This window comes from Stenotrophomonas sp. TWI1409 (assembly GCF_039673015.1).
GTDB classification, from domain to species: domain Bacteria; phylum Pseudomonadota; class Gammaproteobacteria; order Xanthomonadales; family Xanthomonadaceae; genus Stenotrophomonas; species Stenotrophomonas maltophilia_A.
Genome location: NZ_JBDJKU010000050.1, coordinates 1 through 22,617 on the forward strand (window position 1 = coordinate 1; position 22,617 = coordinate 22,617).

The 22,617-nt window shown below is 66.1% G+C and carries 24 protein-coding genes and 1 pseudogene; 9 read left to right on the plus strand and 16 right to left on the minus strand.

Features of this window, described 5'->3' with window-relative positions; all coding sequences use genetic code 11:
- The first annotated feature begins 134 nt into the window (after positions 1-134).
- The 4 genes from flgA to ABE423_RS15425 all read left to right on the plus strand — a co-directional run bounded on the left by flgA (position 135) and on the right by ABE423_RS15425 (position 2,819).
- The gene (gene flgA, locus ABE423_RS15410) at positions 135-791 is read left to right on the plus strand and encodes a flagellar basal body P-ring formation chaperone FlgA (protein WP_049421927.1); all 657 of its coding nucleotides are present in this window, start codon (positions 135-137) and stop codon (positions 789-791) included.
- Between the two features lie 75 nt (positions 792-866).
- Entirely contained in the window at positions 867-1,172 is a 306-nt protein-coding gene (flgM, locus tag ABE423_RS15415) for a flagellar biosynthesis anti-sigma factor FlgM (protein WP_019337421.1), read from the plus strand.
- The gene (locus ABE423_RS15420; RefSeq protein WP_010485882.1) at positions 1,169-1,507 is read left to right on the plus strand and encodes a flagella protein; all 339 of its coding nucleotides are present in this window, start codon (positions 1,169-1,171) and stop codon (positions 1,505-1,507) included. The genes flgM and ABE423_RS15420 overlap by 4 nt, the downstream gene beginning before the upstream one ends.
- 91 nt (positions 1,508-1,598) lie before the next feature.
- A complete protein-coding gene (locus tag ABE423_RS15425; protein WP_019337422.1) occupies positions 1,599-2,819 on the plus strand; it encodes an ATP-binding protein in 1,221 nt (406 codons plus the stop codon).
- A gap of 199 nt (positions 2,820-3,018) precedes the next feature.
- Here ABE423_RS15425 and ABE423_RS15430 read toward each other — a convergent pair whose 3' ends face one another.
- Entirely contained in the window at positions 3,019-4,791 is a 1,773-nt protein-coding gene (locus tag ABE423_RS15430) for an EAL domain-containing protein (RefSeq protein WP_032127372.1), read from the minus strand.
- A gap of 4 nt (positions 4,792-4,795) precedes the next feature.
- Positions 4,796-6,898 (minus strand): PAS domain S-box protein, encoded by a 2,103-nt coding sequence (locus ABE423_RS15435; RefSeq protein ID WP_346486630.1) that lies wholly within the window; start codon positions 6,896-6,898, stop codon positions 4,796-4,798.
- Between the two features lie 131 nt (positions 6,899-7,029).
- On the opposite strand from ABE423_RS15435, the gene ABE423_RS15440 reads away from it, so the two are divergent.
- Positions 7,030-9,789: an EAL domain-containing protein gene (locus tag ABE423_RS15440; RefSeq protein ID WP_346486632.1), complete on the plus strand. Its 2,760-nt coding sequence runs from the start codon at positions 7,030-7,032 to the stop codon at positions 9,787-9,789.
- A gap of 117 nt (positions 9,790-9,906) precedes the next feature.
- Here the strand turns inward: ABE423_RS15440 and ABE423_RS15445 are convergent, their stop codons facing one another.
- From ABE423_RS15445 to ABE423_RS15485, 9 genes are all read right to left on the minus strand, one after another.
- Positions 9,907-10,434 (minus strand): hypothetical protein, encoded by a 528-nt coding sequence (locus ABE423_RS15445; RefSeq protein WP_125895714.1) that lies wholly within the window; start codon positions 10,432-10,434, stop codon positions 9,907-9,909.
- Positions 10,435-10,573: 139 nt separating this feature from the next.
- Positions 10,574-11,038: a hypothetical protein gene (locus ABE423_RS15450; protein ID WP_346486634.1), complete on the minus strand. Its 465-nt coding sequence runs from the start codon at positions 11,036-11,038 to the stop codon at positions 10,574-10,576.
- Positions 11,039-11,156: 118 nt separating this feature from the next.
- Positions 11,157-11,504: a hypothetical protein gene (locus tag ABE423_RS15455; protein ID WP_346486635.1), complete on the minus strand. Its 348-nt coding sequence runs from the start codon at positions 11,502-11,504 to the stop codon at positions 11,157-11,159.
- Between the two features lie 97 nt (positions 11,505-11,601).
- Positions 11,602-11,817, minus strand: a complete 216-nt coding sequence (locus ABE423_RS15460) for a hypothetical protein (RefSeq protein ID WP_125895711.1) — start codon at positions 11,815-11,817, stop codon at positions 11,602-11,604.
- 98 nt (positions 11,818-11,915) lie between these two features.
- Complete coding sequence (locus ABE423_RS15465) at positions 11,916-13,106, minus strand: methyl-accepting chemotaxis protein (protein ID WP_032127364.1); 1,191 nt, start codon at positions 13,104-13,106, stop codon at positions 11,916-11,918.
- Positions 13,107-13,270: 164 nt separating this feature from the next.
- The gene (gene hflD, locus ABE423_RS15470) at positions 13,271-13,885 is read right to left on the minus strand and encodes a high frequency lysogenization protein HflD (protein WP_032127363.1); all 615 of its coding nucleotides are present in this window, start codon (positions 13,883-13,885) and stop codon (positions 13,271-13,273) included.
- Positions 13,882-15,024, minus strand: a complete 1,143-nt coding sequence (mnmA, locus tag ABE423_RS15475) for a tRNA 2-thiouridine(34) synthase MnmA (RefSeq protein ID WP_346486637.1) — start codon at positions 15,022-15,024, stop codon at positions 13,882-13,884. Before mnmA ends, hflD begins: the two co-directional genes overlap by 4 nt.
- Positions 15,021-15,482 carry an NUDIX hydrolase gene (locus tag ABE423_RS15480; protein WP_071227431.1) on the minus strand — a complete coding sequence of 154 codons (462 nt, stop codon included), beginning with the start codon at positions 15,480-15,482 and terminating at the stop codon, positions 15,021-15,023. Before ABE423_RS15480 ends, mnmA begins: the two co-directional genes overlap by 4 nt.
- 1 nt (position 15,483) lies before the next feature.
- On the minus strand, positions 15,484-15,957 hold the full coding sequence (locus ABE423_RS15485) for a hypothetical protein (protein WP_032127360.1): 474 nt from the start codon (positions 15,955-15,957) through the stop codon (positions 15,484-15,486).
- Between the two features lie 112 nt (positions 15,958-16,069).
- Here ABE423_RS15485 and clpS point away from each other — a divergent pair, with 112 nt between their 5' ends.
- Entirely contained in the window at positions 16,070-16,396 is a 327-nt protein-coding gene (gene clpS / locus ABE423_RS15490) for an ATP-dependent Clp protease adapter ClpS (RefSeq protein WP_006444529.1), read from the plus strand.
- Between the two features lie 138 nt (positions 16,397-16,534).
- Here clpS and ABE423_RS15495 read toward each other — a convergent pair whose 3' ends face one another.
- The gene (locus ABE423_RS15495; RefSeq protein ID WP_346486640.1) at positions 16,535-17,347 is read right to left on the minus strand and encodes an APH(6) family putative aminoglycoside O-phosphotransferase; all 813 of its coding nucleotides are present in this window, start codon (positions 17,345-17,347) and stop codon (positions 16,535-16,537) included.
- A 138-nt stretch (positions 17,348-17,485) separates the two neighbouring features.
- Here ABE423_RS15495 and clpA point away from each other — a divergent pair, with 138 nt between their 5' ends.
- The 3 genes from clpA to ABE423_RS15510 all read left to right on the plus strand — a co-directional run bounded on the left by clpA (position 17,486) and on the right by ABE423_RS15510 (position 20,529).
- On the plus strand, positions 17,486-19,771 hold the full coding sequence (clpA, locus tag ABE423_RS15500) for an ATP-dependent Clp protease ATP-binding subunit ClpA (protein WP_125895707.1): 2,286 nt from the start codon (positions 17,486-17,488) through the stop codon (positions 19,769-19,771).
- Positions 19,772-19,954: 183 nt separating this feature from the next.
- The gene (locus tag ABE423_RS15505; RefSeq protein WP_125895706.1) at positions 19,955-20,233 is read left to right on the plus strand and encodes a type II toxin-antitoxin system RelE/ParE family toxin; all 279 of its coding nucleotides are present in this window, start codon (positions 19,955-19,957) and stop codon (positions 20,231-20,233) included.
- An 8-nt stretch (positions 20,234-20,241) separates the two neighbouring features.
- Positions 20,242-20,529, plus strand: a complete 288-nt coding sequence (locus ABE423_RS15510) for a HigA family addiction module antitoxin (RefSeq protein WP_032127356.1) — start codon at positions 20,242-20,244, stop codon at positions 20,527-20,529.
- Between the two features lie 48 nt (positions 20,530-20,577).
- Here ABE423_RS15510 and ABE423_RS15515 read toward each other — a convergent pair whose 3' ends face one another.
- The 4 genes and pseudogenes from ABE423_RS15515 to aat all read right to left on the minus strand — a co-directional run.
- Positions 20,578-20,955, minus strand: a complete 378-nt coding sequence (locus ABE423_RS15515; protein WP_032127355.1) for a hypothetical protein — start codon at positions 20,953-20,955, stop codon at positions 20,578-20,580.
- Positions 20,956-21,084: 129 nt separating this feature from the next.
- Positions 21,085-21,357, minus strand: a complete 273-nt coding sequence (locus ABE423_RS15520; protein ID WP_125895705.1) for a hypothetical protein — start codon at positions 21,355-21,357, stop codon at positions 21,085-21,087.
- A 171-nt stretch (positions 21,358-21,528) separates the two neighbouring features.
- Positions 21,529-21,747 carry a translation initiation factor IF-1 gene (gene infA / locus ABE423_RS15525; RefSeq protein WP_005409596.1) on the minus strand — a complete coding sequence of 73 codons (219 nt, stop codon included), beginning with the start codon at positions 21,745-21,747 and terminating at the stop codon, positions 21,529-21,531.
- Positions 21,748-21,908: 161 nt separating this feature from the next.
- Positions 21,909-22,574 (minus strand): annotated as a pseudogene (gene aat / locus ABE423_RS15530) (leucyl/phenylalanyl-tRNA--protein transferase); the annotation flags it as partial.
- Positions 22,575-22,617 lie beyond the last annotated feature (43 nt).

Here is a 22,617-nt window from a genome sequence, read left to right on the forward strand (position 1 = left end):
TTTCTCATTCTCTTTCCTATAGTTCGCGTCTCCGTTGTCCCTTCCTCGTCTGCCCCTACTCTACAGAAGCCGCTCCGTCGATCTGGCACACCCCTTGCACGCACCTGGGCCAGATCCCTTCGACAGGAGGCGCCATGCGCCGGGTCACATCGCTCTTCGCCATCGCGCTGGCCCTAGCCTCGCCGTGGGCGGTTGCCGCCGACTGGCAGCCGGTGGCCAGTATCCGTACCGCCGCGTTGTCGACGCTGCCGGCCGGCAGCGAGGGTGAGGCCCAGGTGGCCGATGCGCTGCGCTTGCCCAGGTGTGGTGGCGCGCTGCAGGTGCAGCCCACCGCCAACACCACGGTTGAAGTCAGCTGCCCCGATGCCGGCGGGTGGCGCCTGTTCGTACCAGTAAAGGTGCGGCGCAACCAGACCGTGCTGGTGCTCAACCGTGGAATCGGTACTGGAGAAACCCTCACCGCCGCCGATATCACCACTGCCCAGCGTGACGCCGCCCGGATTGCCGGTGCGGTGCTGGCCGATCCGAATGCAGCGATCGGCCGCATCGCCCGCCGTCCGTTGCAGGCCGGAGCCCTGCTGTCGAACAACGATCTGGTGGTGCAGCGTCTCATCAAGCGAGGAGACAACGTGGCCCTGGTTTCGCGTCGCGGCTCGGTCGAGGTCCGTATTGCAGGCCGTGCGATGGGCGATGCCGGTGAAAACGAACGGGTCTCGGTGGAGAACCTGTCCTCGCGGCGGATCGTGCAGGGCACGGTCGATGCCGCCGGTGACGTAATCGTGGCGCGTTGATTTACCGCAAAATATCCCTAAAGATCACGGCCCTGCGGCCGTTATCCCTTGTGAACGGCAACTCCAGGACACCCCATGAGCCAGAAAATCGACGGCAACCTGCAGGTCCCCCAGGCACTGCGCAGCGTGACGACCCCGGCCAACAAGCCCGGCGTCAGCACCGATGCGGCGGCGCGCCCGGTCGAAGCGGCCGACAGCCTGCGCCTGACCGGCGAGGCCACCAATCTGCAGGCCATCGAGCGTGAGCTGACCACCGCCCCGGCAATCGACGCCCAGCGCGTGGCTGCGGTGCGCGAGTCACTGCAGAACGGCACCTACAAGATCAATCCGGACGCGATCGCATCGCGCATGCTCGAGCTGGACCAGCAGCTGCACGGATGACTGCGGCGATGAGCGAGCCGCTGCAGCGTCTTGCCCAGGCCCTGGACGTTGAACGCCAGGCCCTGGTCGAGCACGACGTGCACGCCCTGATCCGGGCCACCGGTGCCAAGCTGGAGGCGCTGCGTGCGCTGGAAGGCGCGCCGCCGGTGGGCGAGGGTGAACAGCTGCAGGAACTGGCCGAGCGCAACCGTGCCAACGGCGTACTGCTGTCGCGCCGCCGCCGCGAGGTCAACTGGGCACTGCGCCAGCTGGGCCGCACCGAAGATGCCTCGGCCTACGATGCCAAGGGTCAGGCGCACACGGTCACTGCGCGCCGCCCACTCGCCGTCGCCTGACGCGACGGCGGTCGCACAACCCCATCAAGCGGGCTGAAGCCCACCGCACGACCGCGTATATTGGGCGCCTGTTCGAATGCCCCGAGTCGCCGTGTCCGCTGCCAACGCCCTGGTTACCGCCCCCCTTCCGCCGCAGCCGGTGCTGCAGGCGCTGCTTGAGCGCCTGCGCGAAGGGCTGCTGCTGTTCACCGAAGACGGGCAGGTGGCCCTGGCCAACCCGGCTGCGCAGAACCTGCTGGCCAGTGGTGAGGGCGGCGGTCTGCCACCGCCGCAGCGCCTGCGTGAACTGCTGCCGCCCGATGCGCTGGAACAGGCGCGCCAGCATGGTCACTGGAACGGCAGCCTGCCGCTGGGCGAGGGCGTGGTCATCGCCCATCTGTATCACCACGGCCCGGTGGGCCAGGGCCACTTCCTGGCATTGTTCCGCCACATCGAAGGCCAGGAAGACTACGAACGCGAACTGCAGCAGCGCCATGCAGAGCTGCGGCAGGCCTACCTGCGCCTCAACGGTACCCAGGAAAAACTGCTGCAGTCGGAGAAGATGGCCTCGATCGGCCAGCTCGCCGCAGGCGTCGCGCACGAGATCAACAACCCGATCGGCTACGTGCACTCCAACCTGGGCAGCCTGCAGGAGTACCTGCGCAGCCTGTTCACCGTGATCGAAGCCTACGAGCGCGCATTGCGGGCGCCGGACCCGAAGGCGCTGATCCCGGAGATCGACGATATCCGTGACCGCCTGGACATCGATTTCATCAGCCGCGACCTGCCGCAGCTGATGGCCGAGTCGCGCGAAGGCATCGAGCGGGTGACGCGCATCGTGCGTGATCTGAAGGACTTCTCGTATTCCGGCCGCGACGAGTCGTGGAAGCTGGTCGACCTGCACGCGGGCCTGGAATCGACCATCAACATCATCTGGAACGAGCTGAAGTACAAGGTCACCCTGGTGCGGGAGTTCGGCCAGTTGCCGTTGGTGGAGTGCCTGCCGTCGGAATTGAACCAGGTCTACATGAATCTGCTGCTCAACGCCGGCCACGCCATCGCCGAGCGCGGCACGATCACGGTGCGTACCGGCGTCGATGGCGATCATGTATGGGTCGAGTTTGAAGACACCGGCGGCGGCATCTCGCCGGAACTGCGCCAGCGCATCTTCGATCCGTTCTTCACCACCAAGCCGGTCGGCAGCGGCACCGGCCTGGGCCTGTCGATCTCCTACAGCATCATCAACAAGCACCACGGCCGCATCGACCTGGACAGTACCCCGGGCGTGGGTTCACGTTTCCGCGTGGTGCTGCCGGTGAAGCAGCCGCGCTGACCGCTTCAGGTAGTGCCGGCCGCTGGCCCGCGATCCCATTGGACCGGGCATCGAGAGCAGCCGGCCAGCGGCCGGCTCTACCAGGGCTTGTCCCCGACCTGGTTTCGCGCTTCGGGTAGTGTCGGCCGCTGGCCGGCAACCTCATTGAACCCGACATCCAGAGCAGCCGGCCAGCGGCCGGCGCTACCAGAGGGGATCGTTACCGCAATGGGCGATCCTCGCCGCCATCTCCGCTTTCCACCGGCGCCGGACCGGCGTTGCTGCGGCGCTGTTCCTCATAGGTGCGGAACGCCTGGTGGATGTGCTTGCGCAGCTCGTCGTCGTTCCACGGCTTGGTCAGGAAGCGATAGATCGCACCGCGGTTGATCGCGTCGGTCACGGTGTTCAGATCGGTGTAACCGGACAGCACCAGGCGGATCGTGTCCGGGTACAGCATCTTCACCCGGCCCAGGAACTCGGTGCCGCTCATGTCGCTCATGCGCTGGTCGGACAGGATCACCTGCACGTCATTGATTGCCAGCAGGTCGAACGCATCGCGCACGTTGCCGGCGGCCAGGATGCGGTAGCCGTCGCGACGGAACAGACGCACCAGCGAGCGCAGTACGTTCTCTTCGTCGTCCAGCAATAGCAGCGTGCGGTCGGGACGGGTCTCGGCAAAGGCTTCCGGACGCAGGTAGCGGCGGCGCAGGGTCATGCCGGCGGCATCGGCCGACATCGGTTCGCCGAACAGATAGCCCTGGAACACATCGCAGTCGTTGCGGCGCAGGAAGCCCAGCTGGGCCTGCGATTCCACACCGTTGGCGATCACGGTCATGCCCAGCTGGTGGCCCATGGCGATGATCGCGCGGGCGATGGCGGCCTCGCGGTTGCCGGCCGGTGCGCTCTTGATGAAGCTGCGATCGATCTTGAGCTTGTCCACCGGGTAGCGGACCAGTGCACTCAGGCTGGAATCACCGGTGCCGAAATTGTCCAGGCTCAGGCTGATGCCTTCGTTGCGCAGATTGGCCAGCGTCTCGTGCACGAAGTTGACGTTGTTGGTGAGCGCGCTTTCGTTGATCTCCAGTGTCAGCATCTGTGCCGGCACGCCCGCGGCCTGGATCAGGCCCATGACTTCAGCGAAGAAGTTGGGCCGCAGCAGCTGCAGGGTGGAGACATTCACCGCGATGGTGAAGTCGTCGAAGCCCTGGTCGCGCCACAGGCGTGCCTGCTTCAGTGCGCCTTCCAGCACCCAGGTGCCGATCTGCACGATGATGCCCAGCCGCTCGGCGGTGCGCATGAAGCGCTCCGGCACCAGCATGCCCAGCGTCGGCGACTGCCAGCGCAGCAGCGCTTCCATGCCGACCACGTGGCCATCGCGGGCGCTGACCAGCGGCTGGTAACGCAGTTTCAGTTCGCCGTTGGGAATGGCGTCCACGATCTGGCGGGCGATGATGCTTTCGCTGTGCGCGCTCGGTGGCGTATCCACGGCGTGGATGCGCACCGCGTTGCCGCCTTCGCGGGCCGCCTGGTACAGCGCATCCTCGGCGTGATCGAGCAGGCGCGAGGTGCTGCTGGCATGGTCCGGGCACAGGCTGACGCCCAGCTTGCCGGTCATGAACAAGGTGTACGGCAGCACCGACAGCGGCAGCTCCATCTGCTGGCGGATCTCCTCGGCGAAGTCCTCCGGCAATGGCACGTCGGCAGTGCGTGGCACTGCGATCAGGAACTCATCGCTGCCGTGGCGCCACAGCTTGCCGCGACCACGCAGGTAGGACTGCAACCGCTGCGCCACCAGCACCAGGGCCTGGTCACCCACCTCGGCGCTCATGTTTTCGTTGACCGAGGCGAAGTGGTCGATGTCCACGTGCATCAACATCAGTGCGGTGCCGCCCGAGGCCGCCTCGGCGACCATCGCCTGCAGCTCGGGGTTGCCGGCGCCAAGGCGATCAGGCGCATCATCGATGCTGACCGGGGGCTGGTTGGGATTCCACATAGGCTCAGTAGTCCGGTGACTCAACGGCGGCCATGCTGGCCGCCTGGTAGGGGAGGTGTACGTCGATCAGGGTGCCTTCGCCGTGTGCGGATTCGATCCGCACATGGCCACCGACGCTCTGCGCACGCTCACGCATCACGATCAGGCCCAGCCCGCGCGGACCGTCCGGGTCGAAACCTTCGCCGTCGTCGCGGATCTGCAGGTGCAGGCTGCGCTTGCCGATGTCGCGCAGTTGCAGGTGTACCTGGCTCGCGCGTGCGTGCCGCAGCACGTTGGTCAGGCTCTCCTGTGCGATGCGGAAGCAGGCCTGTTCGATGCTGTTGTCGGGGCGATGAGGCAGGGGTTCGATCTCGGCCAGCAGCTCCACCTGCGAAGAACGGAACAGCACCCGTGCCTGCCAGCTGAGGGCCGCTTCCAGGCCCAGCGCGTCCAGCTGCGGAGGGCGCAGCAGGGTGGAGATGTCGCGCAGCTTGGCTACCGTGGTGTCGGCCAGGCTGACGATCTGTGCCAGGTCCTCGGCGCGGCGCTGCGGATCGTGCTCGTCCTGCGCGGCATGGGCGGACAATTTGATCGCCGTGATCGCCTGGCCGATGTCGTCGTGCAGATCGCGCGAGATCGCGCGGCGCTCGTCTTCCTGCAGCGAGAACAGTCGGCCGGCCATCGCCTGCAGCTCACGGTTGCTGGTTTCCAGTGCAGTGCGGGTGCGTTCGGAATCGCTCAGGTCGCGCACGATCAGCAGCTTGCAGTCGCGTCCGCCATAACGCACTTCGCCCACCGCCAGGCCGGCATGGAAGCTGCGGCCATCCGCGCGCTGCATCGCCACCACGCTGCTGTGACCGGGCCCCAGGTGTGGTTGGCCTGCACGCAATTGGCTGCGCACGCGGGCCAGATCGGCGCTGTCCACCAGTGCTGACAGGGGTTCGCCCAGCAGGGTGTGGCTGCCATAGCCGAACAGGCTGGCGGCCCAGGCGTTGGCGTACAGCACGTGTTCGTCGGAGAGGATGACCACGCCGTCGGGCAGTACTCGTACCAGCTCGCGGAACTGTTCCTCGCGCTCGCGCAGCAGGCGTCGCGACTGCTCGCGCTCCGTCACGTCCTGCAGGGTGCCCAGCACGCGGTTGCGGCCGGCCTCGTCGATGCCGCTGGCCGCACGCAGATGCACCATCAAGGCGCGCCCATCCATCGACAGCAACGGCAACAGCACGTCTACCTGGACCGGCTCGCCGGAGCAGAGCTCGGCCAGCAGCTGTTCGGTCTGGGTGGCGGTGGCCGGGTCTGCCGGCACCAGCAGTTCGTCGAAGCGATGCCAGCGCCGCGCCTCGGGCGGGCGGCGACCGAGCAAGCGATAGACCTGGTTCGAATAGCGGCCAAGTCCCGTGGAGGGGTCCAGTTCCCAGGCGCCGATGCGCGCCAGCTCGTGGGCTTCTTCGACCCGCGCCAGCGCCTGGTCACGGCGCAGCTGGGCCAGGTCTTCAGCGGTGCGGTCGATGGCAATCAGCAGGCGGGCGTTGTGGCCGTCATAGCTGATGGCATTGGAGCGCAGCTCCATCTGGCGCAGGGAGCCGTCGCGCAGCTGCAGTTGGGTACGCAGGATGCACAGTTCCTCCGGTGCCTCGCGGATCGCTTCCAGCTTGGTCTGCAGCGCCAGGTCCTGGCCTGGCGGCCACAGCGAATCGATGGTCTGCTCCAGCAGTTCGTCACGGTCCCAGCCAAAGGCCGTACAGGCCGCCGGATTGGCATCGAGGATTGCCAGTGTGTCCAGGTCGTAGACCAGGATCGGGCCGGGGTTGCCTTCGAACATCTGCCGCAGGCGCAGCTCGGAGGCCTGCTGGCGTGCATGGGTGTGCAGCACATGCTCGGCCAGCGGGCGCAGCAGCAGATACAGCAGGCCGGCGCTGGCAAGGGCGAAGAACGAGCCCTTCAGGCCCTGCCAGAAGGCCGCCTGCTGCGGGTCGGGCACCAGTGCCTGCACTGCACTGTCGGTGGAGATCATCCAGGCCAGTGCCATCGCCAGGTAGCTCAGCACCACCCGGCGCCGGTCGCGGCTCAGCGCCTGCGCCATCCGCGGGTCGGGAACTGGGGCGTTGCCGGTCGGTTCTGCGGGCATGGACAGGGCGGAAGAAAGGGGCGCCGGCCATCTTACCGCGCAGGTGCGCCCAGACCACTCAATTATCCGCCGCAGGCGCCGTTAACCACTGCGTGCCCCGCTGACGGGCGTGTCATCCGGAGCAAGATCGCGTGGACCAAGGGATCATCGCCAGCCTGCTGCAGCACCCGCTTGCGTCGGCGCTGGTCATCGTCGACCGCACGGGCCGCCCGCTGGCGGCCAATCCGGCTGCGCGCGAGCATGGCCTGCCGGCGACCGTGGCTGCGTATGCGCCGATGCTGGAAGATCTGCGCCTGATGGCCGCCGATGGCGGCATCGTGGCCTGCACGCTGCCGGGTGGCCCGCACGGGCACTACGACGGCCACCTGCGCGCCGTGCATGATGGCGCCGGCAACCTGCTGGCCTTCACGCTGAGCATTCCCGAGCCGGTGCCGCTCGGCGGCGGTGGGCGCTGGGAGCTGGCGCTGGACAGCGCCGGGCACAGCCTCTGGGACTGGGACATTCCCAGCGACCGTGTGGTGCGCACCCCGGCACTGGGCGATGAAACCGCTACCGAGATTCTGGCCCGCGTGCACAGCGAGGACATCGCACAGGTGCGGGCTGCACTGGATGAGCATCTGCGTGGCTTGAGCGAGCAGTACAGTGCACAGTTCCGTTTCCGCCAGGCCGATGGCCAGTGGCGTTGGGTACTGGACCGCGGGCGCGTGGTCGCGCGCACCGCCGATGGCCAGCCGCTGCGCATGGTCGGCACGCATACCGATATCGAACAACAGAAGCAGCTGGAAGGGCTGCTTCAGGAACAGCAGCTGCACCTGAGCGAGGCCCAGCGCATCGCCAGCATGGGCAGCTGGTCGTTCGACCCCAACAGCGGTCATTTCTGGTGGTCGCCGGAGCTGCGTTCGCTGCTGGCGTTGGAGCAGGGGGCCGTACCCGGCCAGCGGCGCTGGCTGAAGCAGCTGCATCCGCGCTCGCGTGGTGCGCTACGCGCAGCATGGCGACGCTTGTGGCGCGATGGCCGGGCCGCCAACATCGAACTGGAACTGACCCGGGGCAACGAACCGTCGCAGCATCTGCGGCTGTGGATGCAGCCGCTGCTGGACACCGATGGCCAGCCCAAGCGCCTGCTCGGCCAGGTGCAGAACATCACCGAGCAGCACCAGACCGATGCACTGATCCGCTGGCGTACCGAACTGCTCAACCGCGTGTCCGCGCTGGGCCGCATCGGCGGCTGCGAGATCGAAGTGCAGACCCGGCATATGCAGTGGACCGAGGAGTGCTACCGCATCCATGGCCTGCGCAAGGAGCCGATCACCCTCGACCAGGCGCTGGCGCTGTACACCGAGGATTCGCGCAATGCCTTCGACGCCGCGTTGGTCCGGATTGCCGGCGGCGGGCTGCCCGAACAGCTGGACCTGTGCTTCTACCGCCAGTCCGGCCTGCGCGTGTGGGTGCAGGTACTGATCGAGCTGGATCGCCGTGACGGCCTGCCGCCTCGGTTCGTGGTCCTGTTCCGTGACATCACCCGCGAGCGCGAGGCCAACGAGCGCATCGAGCTGCTGGCGCACTACGATCTGCTCACCGGCTTGCCCAATCGCGTGCTGCTCGGCGAGCAGACGGCAGAAGCCATCGAGGAAGCGCGCGACCGCGGCACCTCGCTGGCGATGCTGTTCATTGATCTGGACGGCTTCAAGACCATCAACGACAGCTTCGGTCATGCCACCGGTGATGCGCTGCTGAAGGCTGCCGCCACCCGCCTGCACCAGAACCTTCGCAACAACGACCTGTTCGGCCGCTTCAGTGGCGACGAGTTCATCGTGGTGTTGCGCGACCTGGCCGAGCCGGAAGACGCCGGCCACGTGGCGCGGAAGCTGATCGCTTCGCTGGCCGAGCCATTGCGCCGTGGCGAGACCACGTTGAAGGTCGGTGCCAGCGTCGGCATCGCGATGCTGGGCGATGCGCAGACCGATTTCGATTCACTGCTGCGTGCCGCCGACGCCGCGATGTACGCGGCTAAGGAAGCGGGGCGCAACACCTACCAGTACTACAGCCAGGACGCATTGGCCCGCATCCAGCGAAAGCTCGAGTTGGAGCATGCCCTGCACGGCGCGATCGAACGCGAAGAGTTCAGCCTGGCCTACCAGCCGCTGCTGCACGCGCACCAGGGCGAGCCGCCAGCGATCGAAGCCTTGTTGCGCTGGCATCGCCCAGGTATCGGCTACTGCAGCCCGGCCGAGTTCATTCCGATTGCAGAGAAGTGCGGCGAGATCGTGCGCATCGGCGACTGGGTGCTGAACGAAGCCTGCCGCCAGGCGATCGCTTGGGACCGGGCTGGCCTGTGTTTCGACCGCATCGCGGTCAATGTATCGGCGGTGCAGCTGCGCGACCGCGGTTTTGCCGAACGTGTGATCGAGATCTGCCATGCCCATGGCTGGCCGCCGCAGCGGCTGGAGCTGGAACTGACCGAGTCGGCGCTGATCCGTGACACCGACATCCTGCGCCATTGCTTCGACGTGCTGGAACGGCACGGCGTGCCGCTGGCGGTGGACGACTTCGGTACCGGCTTCTCCAACCTCAATTACCTTAACCGATTCCCGGTGGGCCGCCTGAAGATCGACCGCAGTTTCGTGCAGGGCATGCTGCATGATTCGGGCACGGCCGAAGTGACCCAGGCCATCGTGCACCTGGGCCACGCGCTGGGCATGAAAGTGGTGGCCGAGGGCGTGGAAACGCACCAGGAAGAAGACATGCTGCGTCGCCAGGGCTGCGACGAGATCCAGGGCTACCTGTACTCGCGCCCGCTCAGCCCGCGCGACCTGGCGCAGTGGCTGCGCCAGCAGCACGCCGCGCCCGGGCGCACCGACGCTGCCAGCGAGGTCGTGCTGGCACGCTGAGGGTAGCGCCGGGCCTTGCCCGGCGGGATCGCCGCACGCCGACGCACCGCTCTGGTAGGTGTCGACCTTGGTCGACACGAATGCCGGTGCTCGCGATCATCCACGCATGGCGTGGATCTACTGCGATGCGGCAACCATTCGCTGCGGAAATTCGGAGCGAAGCCGTGCGCGCACTGCTTCCACCACATGTGCATAGCGTCGGCGCTGGATGAAATAGCCCATGTAGAACAGCAGCAGGGCCACCAGCATCGGCGACGCAGCCGGGCGGACCAGGATGATCGGCACCAGCATCAGTGTCAGGCCCAGCGCGAACCAGCTGCACCGCCCGACCACCCGCACCTCCCTGCGTTGCGCGTCGATCATCACCCGCCCGCGCATCAGCGGAAAGTAGCGACCGCCAAAGCTCGGCGCGAAGCTCTCGCGAAAGGCGACACTGCCGTCCGGCAGCGCGCGGAACACCAGGCGAAGCCAGGTATCGGCCGGCAGATCATGCTCCAACCCGGCCAGCGAAAGCTGCGCCAGCTCTGCCGGCGTAGCGGCAATGCGTTGATTGAACAGGACGATGCCGGTGCGGAAGAAGAACGGCGCCCACAGCACAAGCAGCAGGACTTCGATCAACAGCGCGGCGATCAGGGCGATGGCCATCGGTCTTCCATGAACGGGACCTGCGCATCATGCCATAGCGATTTCGCCACCCCAGTAGATCCACGCCATGCGTGGATGTTGCCCGGAACCAGCTACCGTCCTCGCGGGGCGGTCCAGTGAATCGAGCAGTCTCCTGGATTCAATCGTCTTCCACCAGATCGCTGAGATCCAGAATCTGTGGATCAACACTGTGCGCGACGATGCTTCGGAGCATTCCAGCCTTTGGGCGTAGGGCATAGCAATGCATCGTATGGATGGGATTGAATTCCAGCCACGGGCAGGATGAGTGCCCCACGATAACCGGCATGTTGAAATTGATGTCTTTTGGATCATCCAGTGGCAGGGTCCATTTGCCGCCGTGATGCTCCCACACTACATCGCCCAGATATCGTGCAAACACAATCCTCAGGCCATCCTGTTCGTCCTCCGACAACGTTGCAGCCATCGTCGTGTACAGCGCCTCCAAGCGATCAAGGCTCTCCAGGCTGCCGTCAAGGTCGACGCCGCGGAGCTGTGCTTGTTCGATCAGCCATTCAATCTGATCGTCCATGATGATCAGAAACTGTTCGAAGGTTTCTCGCGCTTCTTCGAAATTGAATGCCATGCGGCCACCAGGGGGGAGAGCGACGAGTGTGCCCTGCGCCTGTGACCCACGCCATGCAACAAGTCCGAAAGGGTGGAGGGTGGTGGGGCGATCGCATGCACCCACGCATGGCGTGGATCTACCGGTTCATCAATGCGATGCCTGCAATGGAATAGCTGGCGATCAGCAGTCCGAACACGTACGCCGCCACGATGATCAGCCAGAAGGTCATCGGCTCGATGTCCCGCCATGCATCAATGGTGCCGGCGCGGTGATGGCTTAGATGGACGTGCCCGGTGTTGATGGCAGTTGCCGCCATCCAGGCACATAGAAAGGCCATCAGCATGAAGAGCAGGCTGCCGAACAGGAATGCGACAGGTCTATGCCGGGGTGGCCGCAAAGTGGCGTAGGCGGGGCGCCAGGTGAAGGTGACCGCGATGAGCACCATCACAGCAAATCCCAGCCAGGTCATGAACGTGGTGCTCATGCGACGACACTCCGTGTCCAGCCGTAGATGGCATGGGCGGATCATGCCATGGGTTTGGAGCGGGTGGTGGTGAAGACCATCCACGCATGGCGTGGGTCTACCTCAAGGCGTCCCCGTCCAACCCCAGGTCCCACGCCAGTCCCAGCAGCGCCTCATCCGCCCGTGACGGGCCAGGCCGCGCATCCGCCAGCTGCTGCAGTTCGCGGATCTCCTCACGTGCTACCTCTTCCAGCTGCTGCAGCTGCTCACGCACGCTCGCGTTGCGCGGGCGCTCGGTGTCGGCGAGGGAGGGCAGGGCGCGGATCAGGGTCATGGTGCGTGTACAGGATGCATCCAACGGCGGGTCACAGGCAAAGGCCCCGGACGAACCGGGGCCTTGCGGGCTGCCGGCAACGGCAGCGGACATCAGGATCAGAACAGCTCGACGGTGCCGGCGCCCATGCTCTGCTGGGCAACCGGCTTGTGCGGCGGGCGTTCCCATTCGCTGCGCAGTTCGCGCAGGCGGCTGCCGGTGCGCTGCAGGGCGGTGGCGATCTCTTCGTCGAACACGCCGCCATTGCGGTGCAGCAGTTCCTGCAGGGCCACCGCCTCGCGGTTGATCGCGGTCAGGCGGTCCAGGTGGGTGTGCACGCCGCCCAGCGCCTGGGTGGCGATGTCTTCGAACTGCAGGGCGCGTACAGCTTCGGCCACGCTGCCATCGATCGAACGGGCGCAGTCGGAGACTTCGCGCATGCCATCACCCAGCGACGCATTGATCTGCGCGACGTTGTCGAGCATCGCCGCCGCTTCCTGGCGCGCTTCACGGGAGCGGTCCATGTCACGCGAGGCCATGTGCGAAACCGTCTCGCGCACCTTGGCAATGGCGTCCTTGGAGCTGTGCGCCAGCTTGCGGATCTGCTCGTTGAAGGTGGTCGAGCGCTCGGACAGGTTGCGCACTTCGTCGGCGACCACCGCGAAGCCACGACCGGCTTCACCGGCACGCGCCGCTTCGATTGCAGCGTTCAGGGCCAGCAGGTTGGTCTGGTCGGCGATCGACTTGACGTCTTCCAGCAGCGCGAAGATGCCATCCAGGTGCTGCGCCATCTGGTCGATGTGCTGCACGGTGGTGCTGCTCTGGCCGCTCACCTGTTCCAGTGCTTCCACCAGCTGCTCCATGCGATGGCTGGCGTGCTGGGCGAAACGGGCAACGTCGAGGCCGGCATTGCCTTCATCACCGGCACGATCGACGATGCGCGACAGGGCCTGGCTCTGCTGGCGCGACTTGCGGTTCATGGCGTCGAAGCTGCCGCCCAGGCTGGACACCGCCTGGCGGATCAGGTCACGGGCGCGTTCCACTTCGCCACGCGAACCGTCGATCTCGTTGCCGACGAAGTTGCGCAGTTCGGTCAGCAGCTGGTCCTGCTCACGCAGGACACGGGCGTGTTCCGGGGAACGGTGCGCCTGGGCGCGGGTGGTCCACCACGCAAAGCCGAGCCAGCTCAGCGTCATCGTGGTCAGGATCGCCCAGCGCAGGGCGGCCGGCCATTCGAAACCGATGGCGAAGGGGAGCAGCAGGGTCAGAGCCAGGGGGGCGGCCAGACGGATGAAAATGCGTGAGTACATGGACGTTCTCGGGAGGTGCACGGAGGATGTATCGGCCGTACCCCCTTTCTCTTTAACGTCGAAATGCCTCGAAGTGCATTCTGAATGCGCCGGTTTTCCGACGCCTCGGCGGCTTCGGGGTCAGAGCCCTTTCCTTGCCGGAAAAGGATCCGACCCCATGGGGCTCAGGCCAGCTGGCGGTCCACGGCCTCGATCATCGCCTTGCGGCTGAACAGGAAGTCCCAGTAGCTGCCGCCCAGCTGGCGCCACAGCACTGCCGAGCGCACCGCGGCCAGCAGCAGGGCGCGGATCTCGGCAACCACACCGGCCTGGCCCAGGTAATGCGGGTTGCCCTGCACCATCACCCGCGGCTTCAGGTGGCTGATGGTGTCGGCGTACAGGCCACCCAGGTTGGCCAGCACGTCCGGGTGGCCACTGTCGCCCAGCTCGACGGCTTGGCGCTGGGCACGTTCGATGCCCGAGGCGACCTTGTTCACGGTGGCGCCGTCCTGCACGAAGCGGCGCTCCAGCTGCAGCACTGACAGGGCCAGCTTGGGCAGGATCGGGTCCTGGCCCTGGCTGCGGAAGTAGTTGTGCAGCAGGCGCAGCCCAGCCTTCAATGCATGGCGGTCACCGAACACCTCCTGCGGCGAAGACGCGTCGACGCGGAACACACTGTCCACGGCGGTGCGCACGGCAGCGGCGTCGGAATGGCCGGTATCGGCGATGCGGCGTACCTGCTGCAGGGCCTGGGCAATGCCGGCCAAAGCCAGGACGCGGTCGTCGACAGTGAAACTCATGCAGCGATTACCTCAAAAGGGGAAGGGGTGGTGCGCAGGCGCTGTTCCAGCGGCGCATCGGTGGCGGCGATCACCGCGCCACCCAGGCACACATCACCGTCATACAGCACCAGTGATTGACCGGGAGTAACGGCGCGCTGCGGGCGCGCGAAGGTGACCAGCACGCTGCCATCGTCCAGCACCTCGACCGTACACGGCTCGTCGGGCTGGCGGTAGCGGGTCTGCGCGGTGCATTCGAAGCGCCGTGCCGGCGGCGCGCCGGCAATCCAGTGCGCGGTTTCCGAGCGCAGGCGGTCGGACAGCATCCACTTGCTGTCGCGGTCCTGGTCCACGTACAGCACGTTGCTGGCCACATCCTTGCCGACCACGTACCACGGCGCGGCCGGGCGGCCACGCACGCCGCCGATGTTCAGGCCCTCGCGCTGGCCCAGGGTGAAATAGAAGACGCCTGGGTGCTCGGCGATCACACTGCCGTCGGCCGGGTCCAGGATCTGCCCGGGCTTGGCCGGCAGGTAGCGGCCGAGGAACTCGCGGAAGTCGCGCTCACCGATGAAGCAGATGCCGGTGGAGTCCTTCTTGGCGTGGGTCGGCAGGCTGACGTCACGCGCGATCCGCCGCAGGTCGGTCTTTTCCAGGTCGCCGATCGGGAACAGGGTTGCCGACAGCTGCGCCTGGCCCAGCTGGTGCAGGAAGTAGCTCTGGTCCTTGGAGTGGTCGGCACCACGCAGCAGCAGCCACTGGTGGCCGCGCTGGGCCACGCGCGCGTAGTGGCCGGTGGCGATGCGTTCGGCGCCCAGCTCGCGGGCGGCATCCAGGAAGTGCTTGAACTTCACTTCGCGGTTGCACAGCACGTCCGGGTTCGGGGTGCGGCCGGCCGCGTACTCGGCCAGGAAGTGCTCGAACACGCCCTGCCAGTACTCGCTGGAGAAATCACGGAAGTGGAACGGGATACCGAGCAGGCCGCAGACGGCCACTGCATCGCGGCGGTCGTCCTCGGCGCGGCAGTCGCCGCTGCCGTCGTCGGCCCAGTTCTGCATGAACAGACCGGCTACGGCCTCGCCCTGCTGCACCAGCCGCCAGGCGGCGACCGAGGAGTCGACGCCACCGGAGACGCCCACCATCACGCGCGGAGTGCTCATGCGACCTCCCGGACCAGCGAAAGCGGATGGCGCTGGCCACCCAGGAAATCAGCCACCACCTGCCAGACCAGCGGGCTGCGCAGGCGCTCCGTAGCGGCCTGCAGCTCGGCCGGGGTCAGCCACAGCGCGCGATCGATGCCGGTGTCCAGCGGCTGCGCCGGGTCGTGCGAGACCGGACGCGCCGCATAGCAGAAGCGCAGGAAGGTGGTGCCGTCGCCGGCCGTCCACTGGTAGCAGCCGATGAAGTGGGTCAGCTGCACCGTCCAGCCGGTTTCCTCGCGGGTCTCGCGCAGGGCTGCCTCGGCCAGGCTTTCGCCCGGCTCGAGGTGGCCGGCCGGCTGGTTCAGCACCTGGCGGCCGTCGATGGTCTCCTCGACCAGCAGCACGCGGCCACCGTCGACCACCACGGTGGCGACAGTGGCGTGCGGTGCCCAGCGCGGGTCCGGCGTGGTGTTCAACTCAGAACTCGTCCTTCTTGGTCAGTTCCAGCTCCATGGCGTCGGCGGTGCGGATGGCCGCATCGATGGCGTCGCTGAGCTGGTCGGCCGTGGCATCGGCGTCGATCTTGACCACGAACATGGCGGTGGTGTCCTGCTTCACCCAGCCGCCCATCTTGGCGTCCTGCGAATCTTCCAGCAGGCGGTTGGCTACGGCCACCGGGAACTGCTTGGTCTTTGCGTTGTAGGCCGGCGACCAGATCTCGCGGATGTTGTGGGTGCCGAAATCTTCCACCGACGAGCGCACGTAGACCATCTGGGTGCGATCACCCTCGACGTCGAACACCATGCGGTAGTCGCCGTCCTCGTCGACCTCGTAGGTATAGCCCAGCTTGTCCAGGTGGCGGGCCACGGCCTTGTCGGCCTGGGTCTCGGCGGCGGCGGAGCCGGCGGCGGCCAGGGCGATCAGCAGGGCGGGGAGAAGGGTCCTTTTCATGAAGATCCTGTGAAACAGTGTTGAGAGAGGATGCAATTGTGACGGTGGGCGTGCGTGCCGTCCAATCTGCGGCAGGCCGACGCAGGCTGGCCCGTGCCTCTATAATGGGCAGATGCCCCATGAGTCTTCCCCCGATTCCCATCACGAGCACGGCGTTGCCGTGGAGCCCGCGCGCCCGGAAGTGGCGCCGCCGCCGTTCTACCAGGTGATGCTGCTCAACGACGACTACACCCCGATGGATTTCGTGGTGGACGTGCTGCAGCAGTTCTTCAGCATGGACCTGGACAAGGCCACGCAGGTGATGCTGCACGTCCATACCCGTGGCCGCGGCGTGTGCGGGGTGTTCACCCGCGAAGTGGCCGAGACCAAGGTCGCCCAGGTCAACGAGTACTCGCGGATGAACCAGCACCCGCTGCTGTGCACGATGGAAAAGGCCTGACCGGCTGACGGTTTTCGTCCGGGCACATCGACTCCGGACCCGGTGTGCCCACCAAGGTGGGCACCTACCAAGGCAGGGGCCTGTATCGATAGTGGATGGGGCGTGCCCACCAAGGTGGGCATCTACCAGAGCGCGGGATCAGCCCTCCGCCAACGCCTCCAGTGCCATCCGCGCCACCGCCTCGTCGACTTCGGCGGGGTCGCCATCATCCCGGAACCACACCGCTGACAGCCCCGCGCTGGCTGCGATCCAACGCAGCAGGCGCGTGCGTTCCAGGCCCGCCAGCGCGCCGACCTGTTCCAGCCGGGTGGCAAACCGCTCGGGTCGGGTGGCCACATGGATGCCGGGGCCGCACAGGTCCGGATTGCTGAACATCGTCGTGTAATCGAACGCGCGGTCGCCCAGCAGCCGCTTCGGGTCGATCGCCAACCAGCCGCGCGCGCCGAAATCCAGCACGTTGTCGTGGTGCAGGTCGCCGTGCAGCGGCCGGATCTCCTGTTCCTGCTGCAGCAGGCCCTCCGCCAGTGATCTGCACTGTTCCAGCAGTGTCGGCAGCGCAGCCCTTGGCTGCAGCAGGTCGGCGAACCATGTTCGCAGGCAGATCAGTTCCGCTGGCGGTGCGCCCCGTGGCCGGTGCAGCCGTTGCAGGACCTGGCACAGGACCGTGGTGCAGGTGTCATCGTCGCCCTTGATCGAACGTTGCCGCAGCGAGTCGCCGCCGGCACGTTCGATCAGGATCGCCGGGCCCTCGTGGGCCAGCAGGCGGGCGGCGCCGTCACCGTCCCACCAACGCAGCAGGCGATGGCTGTTCTGCTCTTCGGTTTCGCTGCTGATCTTCAGCATGGCCGGCTTACCGGCGGCGGTCAGCACCGGCCAGAGCCGGGCATGGGGCGTTTCGATGGCTGCGCCATCACGCCGCAATCGCCAGCGGCTCAGGTAGGGTTCGCTCATGCTGGGTGGGCTGTCCTGGAGTGAATGAAGATCAAGCGATTCGCACTGATAACGCCATCTGAACGCAGCAATCCGCTAGGGTGATGGAAATCGCGTAGTCAGGCCGCATATTGTCCCCATCTGCCGCCGGAGTAATCCATGTTCAGCAAAGACCTCGAACACACCATCGGCCAGTGCTACAAGCGCGCCCGTGAGGCCCGGCATGAGTTCATGACGGTCGAACACCTGCTGTTGGCACTGCTCGACAACCCGTCCGCCCAAGCCGTACTGAAGGCCTGTGGCGCCGACGCCGAACGCCTGCGCCAGGAGCTGGAGCAGGCCATCGAGGCCTCCGTGTCCCGCCTGGCCGAAGATGACGGCCGCGATACCCAGCCGACCCTGGGCTTCCAGCGCGTGTTGCAGCGGGCCGTTTACCACGTGCAGTCCTCGGGCAAGAAGGAGGTCACCGGCGCCAATGTGCTGGTCGCCATCTTCGGCGAGAAGGACTCGCACGCCGTCTACTACCTCAACCAGCAGGATGTCACCCGGCTGGATGTGGTCAATTACCTGTCCCACGGCATCGCCAAGCTGGGCGAGGAAGGCGAGCAGCCGTCGTCCTCCTCCGAGGGCGAAGGCCGCATCGAAGGCGGGGAGGGCGAGCCGAAGGGTGATGCCCTGACCGAGTTCGCCAGCAACCTCAACGAACAGGCCCGGGCCGGTCGCATCGACCCGCTGGTCGGCCGTGCCGACGAGATCGAGCGCACCATCCAGGTCCTGTGCCGCCGCCGCAAGAACAACCCGCTGTACGTGGGTGAGGCGGGCGTAGGCAAGACCGCCATCGCCGAGGGCCTGGCCCGCCGCATCGTCGAGGGCTCGGTGCCCGACGTTCTGGCCGATGCGGTGATCTATTCGCTCGACCTGGGCGCGCTGGTGGCCGGCACCAAGTACCGCGGCGACTTCGAGAAGCGCCTGAAGAGCGTGCTGACCGCGCTGAAGAAGGTGCCCAATGCGGTGCTGTTCATCGACGAGATCCACACCATCATCGGTGCTGGCTCGGCGTCGGGCGGCACCATGGATGCCTCCAACCTGATCAAGCCGGCGCTGGCGTCCGGAGAGCTGCGCTGCATCGGCTCGACCACCTTCCAGGAGTACCGTGGCATCTTCGAGAAGGACCGGGCGCTGGCCCGCCGCTTCCAGAAGATCGACATCGTCGAGCCGACCGTCGGCGAGACCTACGAGATCCTGCAGGGCCTGAAGTCCAAGTACGAGCTGCACCACGGTGTGACCTATTCCGACGAGGCTCTGCAGGCGGCGGTGGACCTGTCGGTGAAGCACATCGGCGACCGCCTGCTGCCGGACAAGGCCATCGACGTGATCGACGAGGCGGGCGCCCGCCAGCGCCTGCTGCCGGAAGGCCAGCGCAAGGAACTGATCGACGTCGAGGAAGTGGAGGCGATCGTCGCCAAGATGGCGCGTATCCCGACCAAGCAGGTCAGCGCCACCGACAAGGATGTGCTGCAGCACCTGGAGCGCAACCTGAAGATGGTGATCTTCGGCCAGGACCCGGCCATCGAGACGCTGTCCTCGGCGATCAAGCTGGCCCGTTCGGGCCTGGGCAACCCGGAAAAGCCGATCGGCAACTTCCTGTTCGCCGGTCCCACGGGTGTCGGCAAGACCGAGGTGACCAAGCAGCTGGCGCTGCAGCTGGGCATCGAGCTGGTCCGCTTCGACATGTCCGAGTACATGGAGCCGCATTCGATCAGTCGCCTGATCGGTGCGCCTCCGGGCTACGTCGGCTTTGACCAGGGCGGCCTGTTGACCGAGAAGATCGTCAAGACGCCGCACTGCGTGCTGCTGCTGGATGAGATCGAGAAGGCGCACCCGGACATCTTCAACATCCTGTTGCAGGTGATGGACCGCGGCGTGCTGACCGATACCAACGGTCGCGAGGCCAACTTCAAGAACGTCGTGCTGGTGATGACCACCAATGCCGGTGCGGCGCAGGCCTCGCGGCGTTCGATCGGCTTCACCAAGCAGGACCATGCCACCGACGCGATGGAGACCATCCGCCGCAGCTTCACCCCGGAATTCCGCAACCGCCTCGACGCGGTGGTGCAGTTCCAGGCGCTGGGCTTCGAGCACATCCTGCGCGTGGTCGACAAGTTCCTGATCGAGCTGGAGATGCTGCTGCAGGACAAGCACGTCAGCCTGTCGGCCACCCCGACCGCGCGCGACTGGCTGGCCCACCATGGTTTCGACCCGCTGATGGGTGCCCGCCCGATGGCCCGCGTGATCCAGGACAAGATCAAGCGTCCGCTGGCCGACGAGCTGTTGTTCGGCAAGCTGGTCGACGGTGGCAAGGTCAGTATCGATGTTCGCGACGACGAGCTGGTGGTCGAGACCCAGGCCGAGCCGGAGCGGCTGCTGCCGGTCACGGTGGAATGAGCTGATGCCATAGGCTTGGCGTGAAAGCCTGGAAATGACAAGGGCGGCTTCGGCCGCCCTTGTTGTTTCCAGTGGGACTGTCGTCCGCGGCCTTGCTTGAACGGAACGGAGGTGCCAATGCTGTCTTCTGGTCGCGATAGGGTGTTGCCCTGTTTGTATCGCGAAACGATACAGGATACAGTGATGATCATCGGTTTTCGCCACAGGGGCCTCGAGCGGCTCTACCGTTCCGGCAGTAGCAGTGGAATCCGCCACAGTCACGCCAGCAAGGTGTTGTTGATCCTGTCGATCCTGGATGTTGCTTCGGGTCCTGAGGATCTGGCCATGCCTGGATTGCGTCTGCATAAGCTCCGGGGCGGCCTGAAAGGGCATTGGTCTGTATGGGTCAATGGAAACTGGCGGATTACCTTCCGTTTCGCCGGCAGCGACGTGGAGCTGCTGGATTACCTGGACTATCACTGAGGCCGCGCATGATTCATCACCATCCGCATCCCGGGCAGGCGATCAAGGCAATGGTCTTTGATCCAATGGATCTGTCTGTGACCGAAGCGGCCGAGCGCCTGGCAATGTCGCGGGTAGCCCTTTCGCGGGTTCTGAACGGCAAGGCGGGCATCAGTCCTGACCTGGCCATCCGCCTTGAGATGGCGGGGGTAAGTACTGCGGTTTTCTGGATGGGGCTGCAATCCAGCTACGATCTCTGGTTGGCACGGCAGCGCGCGCAACCGAGAGTGTTGTCGCTGGTTGCCGCGACGCGTTGACGTATATCGCGACAAGGGCGGCTTCGGCCGCCCTTGTCCTGTCTGGGGTCAGCGGCTGCGGCGGCGCGCCTCACGCTTGAATCGCTCGGCATCGATCGGCTCGATGCGTGCAACCTCGCAGCTGCCGCGACCTGTGTCCAGTGCGCTTCGGCCCTCGCTGCACAGCTCGTCAGCTTCTTTGCCGTCGGTCTTGAAGCCGAGGCGGGTGGCCAGTACGGCAGAAGGGCAGCTGTTGCGGAAATGCACAACATAGTGGTCTTCGCCGGAGCGAAGCAGGATGTTCTTGTCGGCGCCGGCGCGAACGATCTGCTGTTCGCCGGTCAGTGATACGCACTGTGCCGGCGCGGTGTCGGCGGCATGGGCGGACGACGCCAGCAGGGTGACGGCAGACAAAGCCAGGGGGATGAGCAGGGAAGACAGGTTCATGGCGGGGCAGGGGGCAGCGATCCGGACTGGATCGGATCCCAAGATGCCGCCGCCGCTGCAAATGCGAATCTGCCGCAAGCAGGGCTGACCGACGCCACGGTGAGATCGGTCACGATGACCTTTGGCGCCTCAGGCCGCGATCGAACGGAATCCCTGCTGGCGCCCCTGGTCGCCGCCGTCTTCGATGACAAAGGCGACCGCCTCGTGCGGAATGTGCAGGCGCTGCTTGAGGGTGCTGCCCATATGCGGAATCTCGCGCTGCACGGCCAGGTACAGCGGGTGCGAGGCGTCCATGCTGGTGCAGACCAGGCAGGGCTGGCCGAACCAGGTGCCGTCCGGGCCCTTGCTGGCGTAGCAGCGGCTGGTGACGGACTGGGGGTCCAGGACGATCAGGTGGGTCATGCGCGCAACGCCTTCTGTGAAGAACGCATTGAGTCTAGAGTCGCGGCGCGATGCGGTATTTCGGACAGGGACGAAAATCGATCGGTCCCGGTGCCGGTCGCTTTCTTCCGCGCACGACAAAGGGCCAGCAGCGAGGCCGGCCCTGTCGGAGTGGCGCAATGCGCCGACCGCTTACTTCATGCGGTAGGTGATACGACCCTTGGTCAGGTCGTACGGGGTCATTTCAACTTTGACCCGGTCACCGGTGAGGATGCGGATGTAGTTCTTGCGCATGCGGCCGGAGATGTGGGCGATGATTTCGTGCCCATTTTCCAGACGAACGCGGAAAGTGGTGTTCGGCAGCGTCTCGCTGACGGTGCCCTCGAACTCGATGGAATCGTCTTTCGACATGTAGTCCTGTGCGGTTCAGAAAACGGCCACGCTGGGCCTAAGGCGCGGTATTTTACGCGTGATGGGCCCGGCTTGCAAAGTTTGTGTTAACCCCCGGCCAAACGCTGTGCTGGCAAGCGTCCTACCGCCTGGGTCCAGGGGCCTTCACGGCCGTCATGGTGTACGGCCTGACGGACGTGCTCCAGGAAGTCCGCGCGCGGCAGGTGCTCGGCGCCCATCCGCAGCAGGTGCGGATTCTCCACCTGGGCATCGATCAGTTCCCAGCCCCAGCCACGCAGGGTGGCTGCCAACGCGGCCAGGGCGATCTTGGAGCCGCCACTGGCGCCACTGAACATGCTCTCGCCGAAGAACATGGCGCCGATCGCGACGCCGTAGATGCCGCCGACCAGTGTCTGCCGATCCCAGACTTCGAAGGAATGGGCGAAGCCAAGGTCGTGCAGTTGGCTGTAGGCCTCGACCATCGCCGGGCTGATCCACGTACCGTCCTGGCCAGGGCGTGGTGCGGCGGCGCAGGCGCGCATCACCTGGCTGAAGGCGCTGTCGGCGGTGATCTCCCACGTGCTGCTGCGCAGCTGGCGGCGGAAGCGACTGGACAGATGCACGCCGTCGGTGCGGAACACCATGCGCGGGTCCGGCGACCACCACAGGATTGGCTCACCCTCGCTGAACCACGGAAAGATACCGCCGGCGTAGGCATTGAGCAGACGCACCGGATGCAGGTCGCCGCCCACCGCCAGCAGGCCATCGGGCTGGCGCAGTGCGGTCTCGGCCGGAGGGAAGGGGGCGTCCGGCGCATCGGCCAGGCGCCAGGGCAGCTGGCGGGTCATGGGGCCATTGTATTCGTCGTGGTGATTCGTGATGTCTGGCACC